Annotated in this window: 12 protein-coding genes and 3 pseudogenes; 10 read left to right on the top strand and 5 right to left on the bottom strand. The window is 57.2% G+C overall.

Annotated features, from left to right (window positions below; all coding sequences use genetic code 11):
* Window positions 1-6 precede the first annotated feature (6 nt).
* The 8 genes from ACF6ZU_RS29405 (at window position 7) to ACF6ZU_RS29440 (ending at window position 7,631) form a co-directional block, all read left to right on the top strand.
* Entirely contained in the window at window positions 7-672 is a 666-nt protein-coding gene (locus ACF6ZU_RS29405) for a GntR family transcriptional regulator (RefSeq protein ID WP_392889508.1), read from the top strand.
* A gap of 15 nt (window positions 673-687) precedes the next feature.
* Window positions 688-1,539, top strand: coding sequence for an urea carboxylase-associated family protein (locus tag ACF6ZU_RS29410; RefSeq protein WP_392889510.1), 852 nt, complete (start codon window positions 688-690; stop codon window positions 1,537-1,539).
* 143 nt (window positions 1,540-1,682) lie between these two features.
* The gene (locus tag ACF6ZU_RS29415; protein WP_168232933.1) at window positions 1,683-1,985 is read left to right on the top strand and encodes a helix-turn-helix transcriptional regulator; all 303 of its coding nucleotides are present in this window, start codon (window positions 1,683-1,685) and stop codon (window positions 1,983-1,985) included.
* A 62-nt stretch (window positions 1,986-2,047) separates the two neighbouring features.
* The gene (locus tag ACF6ZU_RS29420) at window positions 2,048-3,022 is read left to right on the top strand and encodes a zinc-dependent alcohol dehydrogenase family protein (protein ID WP_392889512.1); all 975 of its coding nucleotides are present in this window, start codon (window positions 2,048-2,050) and stop codon (window positions 3,020-3,022) included.
* 41 nt (window positions 3,023-3,063) lie between these two features.
* Window positions 3,064-3,393, top strand: a complete 330-nt coding sequence (locus ACF6ZU_RS29425; protein ID WP_392889513.1) for an antibiotic biosynthesis monooxygenase family protein — start codon at window positions 3,064-3,066, stop codon at window positions 3,391-3,393.
* Between the two features lie 212 nt (window positions 3,394-3,605).
* On the top strand, window positions 3,606-4,121 hold the full coding sequence (locus tag ACF6ZU_RS29430) for a sigma-70 family RNA polymerase sigma factor (protein WP_392889515.1): 516 nt from the start codon (window positions 3,606-3,608) through the stop codon (window positions 4,119-4,121).
* Window positions 4,108-5,097, top strand: coding sequence for a FecR domain-containing protein (locus tag ACF6ZU_RS29435; protein ID WP_392889516.1), 990 nt, complete (start codon window positions 4,108-4,110; stop codon window positions 5,095-5,097). Before ACF6ZU_RS29430 ends, ACF6ZU_RS29435 begins: the two co-directional genes overlap by 14 nt.
* A gap of 122 nt (window positions 5,098-5,219) precedes the next feature.
* The gene (locus ACF6ZU_RS29440; protein WP_392889517.1) at window positions 5,220-7,631 is read left to right on the top strand and encodes a TonB-dependent siderophore receptor; all 2,412 of its coding nucleotides are present in this window, start codon (window positions 5,220-5,222) and stop codon (window positions 7,629-7,631) included.
* Window positions 7,632-7,754: 123 nt separating this feature from the next.
* Here the strand turns inward: ACF6ZU_RS29440 and ACF6ZU_RS29445 are convergent, their stop codons facing one another.
* Window positions 7,755-8,168: a PaaI family thioesterase gene (locus tag ACF6ZU_RS29445; protein ID WP_392889519.1), complete on the bottom strand. Its 414-nt coding sequence runs from the start codon at window positions 8,166-8,168 to the stop codon at window positions 7,755-7,757.
* Window positions 8,169-8,439: 271 nt separating this feature from the next.
* Here ACF6ZU_RS29445 and ACF6ZU_RS29450 point away from each other — a divergent pair, with 271 nt between their 5' ends.
* On the top strand, window positions 8,440-9,252 hold the full coding sequence (locus ACF6ZU_RS29450) for a lytic transglycosylase domain-containing protein (protein ID WP_392889520.1): 813 nt from the start codon (window positions 8,440-8,442) through the stop codon (window positions 9,250-9,252).
* 197 nt (window positions 9,253-9,449) lie between these two features.
* Window positions 9,450-9,698: pseudogene (locus ACF6ZU_RS29455) on the top strand (hypothetical protein).
* 170 nt (window positions 9,699-9,868) lie between these two features.
* Here the strand turns inward: ACF6ZU_RS29455 and ACF6ZU_RS29460 are convergent.
* The 4 genes and pseudogenes from ACF6ZU_RS29460 to ACF6ZU_RS29475 form a co-directional block, all read right to left on the bottom strand.
* Complete coding sequence (locus ACF6ZU_RS29460; protein WP_392889522.1) at window positions 9,869-10,111, bottom strand: hypothetical protein; 243 nt, start codon at window positions 10,109-10,111, stop codon at window positions 9,869-9,871.
* Between the two features lie 356 nt (window positions 10,112-10,467).
* Entirely contained in the window at window positions 10,468-11,604 is a 1,137-nt protein-coding gene (locus tag ACF6ZU_RS29465) for a methyl-accepting chemotaxis protein (protein ID WP_392889524.1), read from the bottom strand.
* 428 nt (window positions 11,605-12,032) lie between these two features.
* Window positions 12,033-12,398, bottom strand: a pseudogene (locus ACF6ZU_RS29470) (methyl-accepting chemotaxis protein); the annotation flags it as partial.
* A gap of 231 nt (window positions 12,399-12,629) precedes the next feature.
* Window positions 12,630-13,301, bottom strand: a pseudogene (locus ACF6ZU_RS29475) (PAS domain S-box protein); the annotation flags it as partial.
* Window positions 13,302-13,397 lie beyond the last annotated feature (96 nt).

The raw sequence follows: 13,397 nt of genomic DNA on the forward strand, positions 1-13,397 counted from the left end.
ACAACGTTGAGTCAACCCAAGGAAAAAAGTCTGTCGCTGGTCGATCAGGTTGCCATCGAGTTGCGCGAAGACATTATTGGCGGGCGCCTGCTGCCCGGCATGCCGCTGGTAGAAAGCGAACTGGTCAATGCCTACAACGCCTCGCGCAATACCGTGCGCGAAGCGTTGCATCAGCTGGGCCGTGAAGGCCTGACCAGCTACGTGCGCAACAAAGGCGTGATGGTGCGCCGGCTGGGCATCGACGACGTGCGCGATATCTTCAAGGTCCGCCGCACCCTCGAATTGCAGGCGATCGCCGCAAGCAAACCGCTGCGCGAATACCAGTCAGACCGGATGCTCGAAGCCATCGAAGCCGCTCAACTGGCTCAAGACCGCGAGAACTGGCAAGCCTTCGGCACCCACAGTTTGCGCTTTCACCAGCACATCGTCGGCCTGTTGCGCAGCCCGCTGTTCGACGAATTCTTCACCCACGTCGCGGCCCAGATGCGTCTGGTGTTTTCCAACGCGCCCAGCGAGGAGACCTTCCAGAAACCCTGGCTCGAACGCGACCGGCATATCCACGATCTGCTGGGTGACGGGCGCAAGAAAGAAGCCGAGGAAGCCATGAGCAGCTACCTCAACGACTCCGAATTGGTGCTGCTGGACATTCTGAGCAGCATCCCAAAACACTGAAAAGAGGATCCCCCCATGTACAAGGACTATCCAGCGGCCTACCAAGTCAGCAAAGGTGCCGCTTTGCAGGTTGATAAAGCCTTCTATGACCGCGTGCGCGAGTCCAGGGATGGCCGCACCCTTATCGAGCAATTCGAGGTACCGATCCGCACTGGCCGCGCCTGGAAAGTGCCGGCAGGTCATGTGTTTCGCGTGACCACACCGGTCGGCCCACAGGTCGGGGACTTCAACGTGTGGAGTGCCAACGACCCCCGCGAACGCATGTGGGCGTCCCGTACTCGCCAGCTGCAAGGCGCCCATGTCAGCACGTACGATCGCCTGTGGTCGAACCTGCCTTTCCTGAGGCCGATGGTCACCATCACCGACGACAGCCTGGCCGATTACGGCATCGACGAGCACGGCGGTCGTCTGCACGACTTGCTGGGCACTCGTTGCGACCCTTACGTGAACAAGATGCTCACCGGCGAGGACTTCCACCACCACTGCCATTCGAACCTGACGCGTGCCGTGCTGCCCCATGGCCTGACCGAGTTCGACGTGCACGACGTGCTGAACATCTTCCAGTGCACCGGCCTCAATCACGACGACATGTACTTCATGAAAGCCTGCCCGGCGAAACAGGGCGACTACCTGGAGTTCTTCGCCGAGATAGATCTGCTGTGCGCCCTCTCCACCTGCCCGGGCGGCGATCTGTCGCTGCCTATGTGGGGCCCCGATGCCGAGGATCCGCTGAAGGTCTGCCGCCCGTTGGGCGTGGAAATATACCGCCTCGACGAGTCGCTGCTTGAAGGCTGGAAACAACCCGAGCGTGCGGCCTACAACGGCAATCACGGCCTGCTGATTCCCAAGGCCGAGTGGGAAAAATAACGACGGGGCAAATGACACCCGGGGCGGTCAGCCGCCCCGGGTATCTTGCGGGCTGGTTGCACTGCCTCAAAACTGTCCTGACTAAGTGTTTTGGATAGTGGCTGTCGTATTGACATATCGATAAATCTCGATATCCTCCGCTCATGGAATTACTCGAAATATTCAAAGCCCTCTCCAACCCTACACGCCTTGAAATCCTGAAAGGCCTGAAGGACCCCGTTAAGAACTTCCCTCCGCAGGATGAAGGAGACGTTCTCACGGTGGGGGTCTGCGTCAGTAGTATTCAAGAAGGCATCGGGCTTTCGCAGTCAACGGTGTCTGGTTATCTTGCAACGCTGCAGCGAGTGGGCCTGGTCGAGGTCAGGCGCATCGGTCAGTGGACCTACTACAAGCGCAATGAAGCCACTATCAGTGCGCTTGCCGAGATCATAGGGACCGATCTCTGATTTTTTTACCGCATGATATCGAGATATCTCGATATCCCTTTTTGTCGATACGAGGATTCACAATGAAAGCGTTGATGCTTAAGTCATTTGGCGGCCCGGAATCGTTCGAACTCTGCGACGTGCCCAAGCCAGTACCGGGTGCGGGACAAGTCCTGGTGCGGGTACACGCAACCTCCATCAACCCCTTGGATTATCAGGTTCGACGTGGCGACTATTCCGACCTGGTACAACTACCGGCCATTACCGGACACGACGTTTCCGGGGTTGTCGAGGAAGTCGGGCCGGGGGTGACGTCCTTCGCTCCGGGAGACGAAGTCTGGTACACCCCGCAGATATTTGAAGGGCCAGGCAGTTATGCCGAATACCACGTTGCGGCCGAAAGCATCATCGGGAAGAAGCCGCCATCGCTGAGCCATCTCGAAGCGGCGAGTCTGACCCTGGTGGGTGGGACGGTGTGGGAAGCACTGACCGGGCGTGCAGTGCTCAGAGTCGGGGAAAGCATCCTGATCCACGGCGGCGCAGGTGGCGTAGGTCATATCGCGATCCAGGTGGCAAAAGCCATTGGCGCTCGGGTCTTCACCACCGTGCGCGAAGCCAACTTTGAGTTCGCTCGAGGCATGGGCGCCGATGTGGTCATCGACTACGAAAAAGAGGATTACGTCGACGTCATCAATCGGGAAACCGATGGCCGCGGAGTCGATGTGGTGTTCGACACCATTGGCGGCAACACGTTGACACGCAGCCCCGACGTGCTCGCTCAACTCGGCCGCGTGGTCTCGATTGTGGACATTGCCCAGCCGCAGAACCTTGTTCAGGCCTGGGGCAAGAACGCGAGTTATCACTTCGTTTTCACCCGACAGAACCGCGGCAAACTTGATGAGCTGAGCGCATTGGTAGAGCGCGGTCAGCTGCGGCCACACGTTGGCGCTGTCTATTCGCTTGCCGACATGGCGCTCGCCCATGCCCGGCTGGAAAGCCCCAACAACGGCATTCAAGGAAAAATCGCGATTGCCGTCGAGCCATCGCTCATTTCGTAAGTGCGTACTTTTAACCGTTCAAGTCCTATGAGAGGAATGCCATGATTTATGAAATCGCCCTGCTCCCCGTCCACAAAGAACGCATTGAAAGTTTCAGACGCGCATTTGCCGAGGTCGCTCCCCTGCTCACCCGTGCAAAGGGTTACGGCGGCCACTTGCTCGCGCAAGGGATCGAAAGCCCCGAGCGGTTCAACCTGATAGTGCGCTGGGCTTCACTTGAAGATCACACGCCGGGCTTCGAAGAGAGTGAAGACCATCGGATATTCATGATGGGCCTGGAGGAATATTTTTCGGAAGAACCGAGGGTCTACCACATTGAAGGGGCTGCTTTTTCTGCTGGCGAACAGCTAGTTGCCGATATCGTAGACTAGAGCGACTGACTGGCTTTTGGCCGACTGGCTTCTGTCGTGACCGCTATGGGTCGGATGCAGCCCTTCACGACAGGCAGCAATCGGCCGGTTGCCGCCCTTCACGACAGGCAGCAATCGGCCAAAAGCTGACACTGAGCACCACGCATTTGCCTGAGACCTATCCCGTAGGTAGAATGCGAGTCATTATCAATTATGTACTCTCCGGGATGCCGATGCGCAGCGACGATACGCTAGGTACTGCAGATCTAGGGCTGCTCTATCGCACTCACCATTCGTGGTTACATGGCTGGCTAAGCCGACGCATGGGATGTCGCGATAACGCAGCAGATTTGGCGCAAGACACGTTCGTACGTCTGCTCAAATCCCGCCAGTCAAGCCCCTTGCGCGAACCCCGCGCCTATCTGAGCAGCATCGCCCGCGGGCTGATGATTGATCAGTATCGTCGCCGCGAACTCGAACGGGCCTACCTGGAGAGCGTCGCGTTGCTGCCTCAACACGAGGTTCCCTCGGAAGAAAGCCGACTACTGATTCTGGATACGCTCGAGCGGATAGACCGCATGCTCGACATGCTCAAACCGAGAGTTCGCCAGGCGTTTTTATTTGCCCGGCTCGACGGTTTGACCTGCGCGCAAATCGCCGAAAAGTTGGGTGTTTCCCGTGCGACCGTGGAACGCGACCTGTCCATCGCCCTGCAACACTGCTATCGCTTGCGTTATGTCGAGGCGTGAGTCGCAGACGCTGGATCCGGCCGTTGTCGACCAGGCGATCCGCTGGCAGGTGCGCCTTCGCTTCAATCAGCCAGATGAGCAAACCCAGCGCACTTTTGAGCACTGGCTGCAGCAGCGCCCAGAGCACGCTGTGGCGTGGCAGCGTGTGGAAACGCTTGGGGATGAGTTCGCAGGCGTGCCAGCGCAATTGGCCCGACACACCCTTGATGGCATCCACCATGGCATGCGTCGACGGGAAAGCCTGAAGCTACTGGGCTTATTGGCCACTGTTGGCGCAGCCGGCTGGCTCGGCCGGGATTACACACCCCTGCCGGCCATGCTTGCGCAGCAGCGCAGTAGCACTGGCGAGCAACGACGCGTCCAGCTCGATGATGGCAGCCTTATCCAGCTCAATAGCGACAGTGCTGTCGACAGCGATTTCGACGCACAGCGACGCCTGATCATTCTGCGACGTGGCGAAATCATCGTGAATGTCGGCGCGGACGAACACTCGGCTCAAGCGCGCCCCTTCTGGGTTCAAACGCGCGACGGGATCATGCGCACTCAGAGTCCCCGCTTCCTGGCGCGGGAACGTGACGATGGCACCCTGCTCGCGGTTCGAGGAGGCACAGTCACGGTATTTCCTGGAGCCAGCCAAACCCTGGCCGGCAGCGTTGGCAGCGGTGTCCAGTCCGCAAATCTGCTGCTGTTCACATCGAGTGGCGCCCGTGAGTTCAGGGATAACGGCCTTGATGTCTGGAGCTGGAGTGACGGGGTGATCAGCGCGCGCAATATGCGCCTCAGTGATTTTATTGCGGAGTTGTCGCGCTACCGCCCCGGCGTATTGCGCTGCGCCGCAGAGGTTGCTGATCGTCGGGTTTCCGGCACCTTTCAGCTCGCCGACAACGATCAGGTACTGGCATTGGTCGCGCAGTCACTGCGCTTGCGCGTTGATTATCGGACCCGTTACTGGGTGACGTTGACCGCGGCCAGCTGAGTCCATTCGTACTTTTCTCCTGCCTGAAAAATTTAATGAGGTGGTTTCTCATTCTCGTTCGACTTGTAAGGAAGGCCGACGTTAAAGGCCAATCTGCCGATACCCTTCCATGGAGCGAGAGAATGAGTTCGTCCCCGGTTACACAGCGCCATCCATTGAATCGTGCCGTACACGGCGCGATCTTGGGTTTGATCGTCAGCAGCTACGCATTGCCGTCGCTGGCACAATCTTCGAGCGCTGAACACAGCAACCAGGTCCAGCAATGGGAAATCGCTGCCGGCCCACTGGCGCCGGCACTCGACCGCTTTGCGCGCGAGGCTGGCATCAGCCTTTCCTTCGATGCCTCGAGCGTGGCGAACCGCACGACGGGAGGCGTAAACGGCACCTTCGATACGTCGGCAGCACTGTCAACGTTGTTGCAGGGAAACGAGTTGCAGATCGAGCAGCAAGGCCCGAACGCCTACCTGCTGATACCTCAACAAAAGCCTGCCGGCCCGCTCGAACTCGGCGCAACCGACATCGAGGACTACCGCCTCGCGCCCCTTATCATCAATGCCAAGGTCAAGGTTAATGCCGACGACGACACCAACTCGGTGGTCGCCAAGGAACTCTGGGTCGGCGGCAAAGTGGCAACCAGCATTCTCAACACGCCCGCCTCGGTGTCGGTTGTGACCCGCAAGGAAATGGAGCAACGCAGCGTCAGCACCACGGAAGAGGCACTGCAATACACGCCGGGTGTGGTCAGCGACTTTTATGGTTCGGACGACCGCAACGACTATTTCCAGATTCGTGGCTTCCAGGCCACCACCTACCGTGACGGCTTGACCCTGAGCTCGATGCGCGGTGTACGCGAAGATCCATTCGCCTATGAGCGCATCGAGATTCTGCGTGGCGCCAACTCCACGCTGTTCGGCCCGGCGGACCCAGGTGGCTCGGTGAACTTCGTGACCAAACAGCCGCGCTTCGAGCAGTTTGGCCAGGGCTATGTGACCTACGGTTCCTTTAACCATGTCGAGACAGGCGTGGATGTAGGGGATGCGCTGAACGACGAAAAGACCCTGGCCGGCCGCTTCACTGCCAAAGGGCAAAACAGCGACCGCGAGTACGACCACTCAAAGGACGATAACCAGTTGTTCATGGGCGGCCTCACCTGGGCGCCCACCGATTACACGTCGGCCACCATGATTCTGGACTACCTGAAAACCGAAAGTTCGCCGAACAGCGGTGGCTATCCGCTGGACAAGGAATACGACCGCAGCAAATTTTTTGGTGAGCCCAGCTTCAACTATCACGATGTCGAACGCACCAGCCTCAGCGGCAACGTTACCCATGATTTCGACAACGGCTTCGTACTGCGCAGCAACCTGCGTTACAGCAAGCTGACCGATGACTACGGCTACGTTTACCTGAGCGATAGCGCCTCACGTGTCGGCACTACGGTGCCCCGCTATCTGCTGGGGACGGACAGCGATGCCGACCAGTTCAACGGCAACCTGATGCTGCAATACGATGCCCGTTTCGAGAACATCGATAGCAGCACGCTGGTGGGCGTGGAATACCTCGACTCGTCGACCAAGGAAAGCTCCGTATACGACCTGGCGTCCTCCATCGACATTGCCAACCCGGTGTTCACTGGCGTTTCAAGCGCACTCACGCCGTACACCGCGAAAAAGAGCGACGCGACCACCAAGGCGGTCTTCCTCCAGCAGAACCTGTCGTTCTACGAACGTTTCATCGTCACCGGCGGTGTGCGCAACGACTCTATGGACCTGTCCAGCAAGGGCTACAACCAGTTCTCCAGCCCGGTGCAATTTGATGACAAAGACAACTTCTCTGAAACCTCCTACCGGGGTGCGTTGACCTATATCGTCAATGATGAGGTTTCCACCTATGTGAGCATGGTGGAGTCCGTCTCGCCGCCCCAGGTTGGCGTTACACCGCAAACGGGCAAGCAGTATGAAGTGGGTGTGAAGTATTCGCCTATGGCGATGGACGCGCTGTTCTCTGCAGCCGTTTATGACCTGACCCAGGAAAACGTCACGATCGCTGTGGTGCTACCCAGCGGGATTATTGAACAGCAGACGGTGGGCGAGTCGCGGGTACGCGGCCTCGATCTGGAAGCCAAGGCGCAACTGACGCAGAACCTCAGCCTGATTGGCGGCTATTCCTACATGAAGTCCGATGTTCTACGCGGCACGTTGTACGACGGCAGCTCCCTCAAGGGAAATGAGTTCACCACGGCACCGAGGCATTCCGCTTCTCTGTGGAGTTACTACAGCTTGCCGGGTACAGACGTGAGCGTCGGCCTGGGCGCACGCTACGTCGGCGCCTATTATCTGGATGCGGCCAACACCAGCAAAAGCGATGGCACCACGTTGTTCGACGCCGCCTTCAACTACCAGATTGCCAAGGGCACCGACCTTGCCGTGAATGTCAACAATCTACTGGACGAGCAACACGTGGTCGGTTCCGGCACGGCGAACTATTACAACCCGGGTCGCGAAATTACCGCCAAACTGAGTTACAACTGGTAAGCCGGCGTGTGAGCCTTTTTCCCACATAGGGAGTGGTGCCCGCTTTACAGCGGGCACCGTCAACCTGGCCATCAATCGGCGAGGTAACAAGCGAATACGATCGAACTAATTGCGCGCCGCACTTCAACTCATTGGCACAGCGAACACCGCGCTGGCGCGCGCAACGGCTCGCTCGCCGACATGCAGGCTGACGGCGGCAAACGCCAGTTGACGTCCTTTTTTAGAGTACTCAAGACGCACTTCCAGCCACTCATTGATTTGTACTGCGCCGAGATAGTCCAGGGTCATGCTTGCCGTGATCAATGGCTGCGGAGGGTCGCTGGAAAATGCCATGGCGTAACCCATGCCCACATCGGCTAATGTCGCCAATACCCCTCCATGCAAGGTCCCGCGACCATTGGCATGTCGTGAGTCAGTCAATAATCCCAGCTCCAATTGCAGCCCGCTGCCCCTCGCGTAAATCGGACCCAGCAAATCAAGCAATGGACTACTCCGGCTAAACGGGGTGAAACCCTCAGGAATAGCGGCGGTGTTCATGGTCCCTCCTTGTGCCGGCTACTCACTGGCGTCATTGACCTGAATACATCGATTCAACTCGGGGTTTATTAGTAACTGCGCAGTGGGGCAAGCACTATGCGTATGCGGAATTTGCAGTGATAAACCGTTCGACCTGAATCGGCAGCGCTGACCGGTTACAAGGGGTATAACTGTCAGAGCAGACGACGGGCCATCCGGGCAGGCCCTCCAAAAGCAGCGCCCAGCCCAGGCACCCCAGGCCTGATCGGCGCCTGCGGCGCGGAGTGATGCGATGAGTTCCAGAGCCTGGCGATGGGCGCGCAATAGCTTTCTTGGCAGCATCGAGCTGACCTTGCTGGTCGTCCCGCTGTGCGCCAGCGCCATGTTCAAATGCCAAGCCAAGGATGGAGCCATCAGCTACACCAGCCACGCCACCGCCGGCGCCCGTTGCACTCACCTGAAAGGCATGGCGGGCGTCGGTGTTGGCGCCAGGGAATCGGGCCAGCTCCGCGTCGTGAGGGCCAACGACCTGGGGGCGATGCGGATTAGGGTGTACACCTTCATGTACAAGGGGGTTCGTCAATATGTGAGCCGGCGCCCCGAAGGGATCTCCGCACGGGTCGATACCCTTGAGGTCTATCACATCAAGGGCTGCTATCTGTGTTCGGCGCCGAGGGGTTTCAAGGTCGCCTCGCTACGCCTGGACACTCACTCCTACCGACGGGAGATCGAAGCCGCTTCGGGTCATTATGGTGTCGACAGGGCGCTGATCCGTGCAGTGATGCATGCTGAATCGGCGTTTCGCCCCCACGCCATTTCCGATGCAGGCGCCCAAGGGCTGATGCAATTGATGCCCGCCACTTCCGAGCGCTTCGCCGTGGACGATCCGTTCGACGCAGGACAGAACATTCGTGGTGGCGTGCGCTACCTGGCCTGGCTGCTCAAGCGCTTCAACGGCAATCAGATGCTCGCGTTGGCAGGTTACAACGCCGGGGAAGCGTCTGTGGACCAGTACAACGGAGTACCTCCCTACGCCGAGACGCAAACCTACGTCACGCTTGTGCAGTCCCTGGCCGAACGGTATCGCGATCGCGATCGTCGCTAATACTGTTAGTGCCATAGGGCGCATAACTCGGAATAGCTAATAAGCGACCGGGGAATGGTTTTGCGAAATCCACGCTCACCGGTTGCCGCCTGTCTCGACGCTTAAAAAAGTTTGAACCGCTGTTCGACGCGCTCGCCTAATGATCAGCTTGTGAGCAATTGCACAGGCAATGTGCCAATAACGGCATTCCCCGAGAGGTGGTCAACGTGGCTAAAGACGAGAAGAAAAGCAAAGGTGAAGCTTCGAAAGCCAGTAAGGAATTGAAAGACAAATAGTCATCACCGGCAAAGAAATCAGCGGCGGCCTCGGCTCTTTCAAAATCTTCCGGAAAGAAAGACAAGAAAAAAGACGCCGAGCCAAAGAAATCTGCAAAAAAAGCTGATAGCAAGCCAGAAAAGACCAAGAAATCAGACAAGGCAGAAAAGCCGGCGAAAAAGAAAAAGTGACATCTGCCATCGGCTAGGGCTTTACGCCCTGGCTTCCTCAAGTCGTGCTGCCTTCACGAACGATCAAACGACTAACGGCCGCTTCCAGCCATTAGCCGCCTTTCATTTCGGCAGCTATGGGCAAGTGAAGACTACATATTTTGACTGAGTATTGATGCAAGTCAGAGGGGTCATTTCTGCATAGAGAGCCGTAACCGCTGCCATTCACTCCAGCAGTCCTCGGCAACTAAGTCCCGAAAACCACGTTCCCTCTCCATATCCAGGGCGACGTCGAATGGAACTGCAACACACGTCGCTTGATCACGGATCTTGAGTGCCTCGGACTCTGTAAGTGGGGATCCTTTGTTTGTTTCGGCGCTTTGCAAAGCCACCGAAAGCGCCGGAATGAATACAACGCAAAGCTGTTCCGTCATCTGTTGCTAGCCTCGAAGGTGCGGGATGGCCGAAAGATTACGCTGGTTGGCCAAGAGCATCCATCGCCTGATGTCAGCTTCGGGTCGACTGCTGCCCTTCGCGAGAGGCAGAAAACGGCCAAAAGCGGACGTTCGACTGATCGGATTAAGATGGTTTTCATCCTCGCGGGCGGGCGCGTGATAGAAATTAGCTATTTCATCGAGTTTTCTTTTGAGCTCGGGCGTTAACACACTTGGCGAACTTCGTCACAGTTGGAGGGGCAGCATCAGCGTGGCGTGGCTCACGACTTTTTCCATGTTGAATTTGGATGGTCGCTTCTGGGGTGACCAGTTCGACTCGATTTGTATGATAGCCCCTAACTCACCTGGATACGCTCAGTAAGCTCCATGAGGCGATGAGCCGAACCCAGCAAGACAAAGCTGTGCTGCTGGAGGTCCTCTGCGTATTTGTTGTTGCTCTCAGCGAGGGACGGGCCCCCTTGCAGGTGCCTCCCTATCTCGCCACTCGCGGCGGTTTGCTGATGCGTGGCAGTGGCGATCAACTGGTTCTTCTGGTTGATCGTTTCGATGCCGGCAGCCATACGGTTAAGTAAATGTGCCGTCCTCTGACTACTGAGCACGCACTGGTCGACGCTGGTGCGACTGCTTTGCAAGGCGCTCTCAGCATCGCGGCTACCTAATTGCAGGCGACCAATAATTCTCCGGATGTCCTCGGTTGAAGATGCCGTTTTCTGGGCAAGGTTGCGGACCTCGTCCGCGACCACTGCAAGGCTTCTACCCGCTTCACCGACACGTGCAGCTTCAATGGCGGCATTGAGGGCCAACAGGTTGGTCTGTCCGGCAATGCCCAAAATCAAATCCAGAAACCGTCCGATCTGTTCGACCTGCATGACCAATGCTTGTACCTGTCGGTTACTGCTGTCGCTTTGGTCGGCCAGTCGGGCGGTTTCTTCTAGCCCCTCTTTTACCTTACTACTGCCGTCGCGTGCTTCGTCATTGAGCCTTTGTGCACTTTGCGTACTTTTCGCGGCCTCGCGATGGGTCTGGATGGCGAGATAAACAAGAATGGCGGTTTCCAGCACCACGTAGGACGCATGGAGCAAAATCATTGCCCAACTGCTTCCCGTGTGGGTGATGTGTACTCCTGCGTCTGCTTGCTGGATTGCAAAAAATACTAAGTGATGCACCGTAATAAACAGGGTTACGACGAGGATAGGCGACCAGTCGCGGTAGTACACCAGAACGGCAAGCAGCACAAAGATACCAAAGTGCATTTCGGTCGTACCGCCGGCCTGGTTGATGTGCAACGCCGAGAACACCATAAAGGCAATGCCCATGCAGCAACGCAGCATCCCCCGGCCTGGTATCAACGCATTGAGCACGTGGAATACAAGTAGCGTACCGCCACCGACCAGCAGCGGCTGCCACCATGTGTCATGCCATGCCGCCAGGCCCATGGAGTAAATGAACATCAGCCAGAGCACACCCGGCATGATTCGCTCAGCCTTTCGATAGTGACACTCAGGATGAATGTTGAAGAGGACATTGAATGAAATCCTGTGGGGGTATTTGACTGCATCAATGCGTGCTCAGGGTTAGGCTGCGGTGCTGGGGCTGATGCCAAAGCGGCTGTCCCCATAGACAAAAATCGGGCCGAAATCAAAAGCAGGCCATGGGCTCTTCAGCGCAAGAACAGGCCCTTCGCAGGGTCGCTGCACAGAGGGAAGCGCGTGGTGGCGATCATGAGTTTGACCCGGTCTGCGCAACGGAATGGTCATGATCAGTAGGCGTACTGAAATGTTCACAAGCAAGACCGAATATCTTCCAGTACGACTTTCACAACCGTTCTCAGGTAGTCCTTCAGTACGCAGTGAAAGGAAGTAACGGCTAGAAAACGCCAAAGGCTCAACAGTGTTGTGCATCAATCCAGGTCGCTGGTGACCCTGCCAATCGCCTCCACGACTTGCTTTGCGCCCAGTTGGATATCTGCCATCGCCCTGCCTGCCTGCTCCGCCAAGTCCAGCAAACGGTCGGCGTGGTCTCTGCTGCATTGCACTCGTAACGCGGCTTGACCGGCCAATTCGCGATTTTGCCGTACCACGCCTGTTATCTCTTGCGTAGCTGTGCTGGTGCGGCCGGCGAGCTTACGCACCTCATCCGCCACTACAGCGAAACCTCGCCCGTTTGTTCCCGCGCGTGCAGCTTCGATAGCGGCGTTAAGAGCTAACAGATTGGTTTGGGTGGCGATGGCCCCGATGGTGTCGACGATGGAACCAATCAACTGTGACTGCGATTCAAGCGCAATCATGCTGTCAGTCACAGAGGACATTTGTTGCGCGATGGTTTGAGTGCCAAGCACCGAGCCGGCGACCAGCTCCATGCCTCTATTCGCTTTCACATCGGTATCAAGCGACACGTCATAGGCCATGTCTGCTGCCTGCTTGATTCCATTAGCCTTCTCTACTTGCTCGGTCACCACGCTGGCGAATTTGGCAATTCTATAAACCCGACCCGCAGCATCTTTAATGGGGTTGTAAGTCGCCTCCAACCACACCACTCGGCCGTTTTTACCGACCCGGCGAAAACGCCCTGCGTTAAACACGCCCTTGTTCAAACTCTTCCAGAACTCGATGTAGTGCGCCGAAGCCGCATCCTCCTCCAAGCAAAATATGCGGTGATGCTTGCCCTCGATCTCCGCAAGGCTGTAACCCATGGCCTGTACGAACGACTCGTTGGCGCATAGGACTTCACCCGTAAGACTGAATTGAACCATCGCCATCGAGCGGTTCAGTGCGCTGTACATCTCGATGGCTTCCCGCTCGTCCTGCGCCAGAGGGGGGGCAACAAAGCCGTACCCTTGGAAAGTGCCATTCGCCATGGCGATCCAGCCAAAACTGAGTGCCACAGCACGGCCGTCAGCGGTGCGATAGAGCTGCCGTTCGATGGCGTATAGATTCGGTGCAAAGCCTTTGTGCGGCTCAGCCATAATGTCACTTACTGCCATGCTCGACAGCCTTTCCAACGAGTAACCGAGTGTTTCTGCAAACCGCTGATTGGCCGAAATGATTCGGCCAGTCTCATCGATACGTACTGCAAAAAAAACCGATTCGATGCCGACAACCATACCGAGCAACGTGGTCAGTTCCATTTGGCAATCAGACAGGGCATTCTTGAATCGACGATCAAACATACTGACCTCCGGTATAAACGAGTAAAACGAAAGAGGACAATTTATTGGTGATCCAAACGCTCTCTACAGCACGACTAAAAAATAGGCGATTTCATC

Source organism: Pseudomonas migulae, from assembly GCF_043225285.1.
Taxonomy (GTDB): Bacteria; Pseudomonadota; Gammaproteobacteria; order Pseudomonadales; family Pseudomonadaceae; genus Aquipseudomonas; species Aquipseudomonas migulae_C.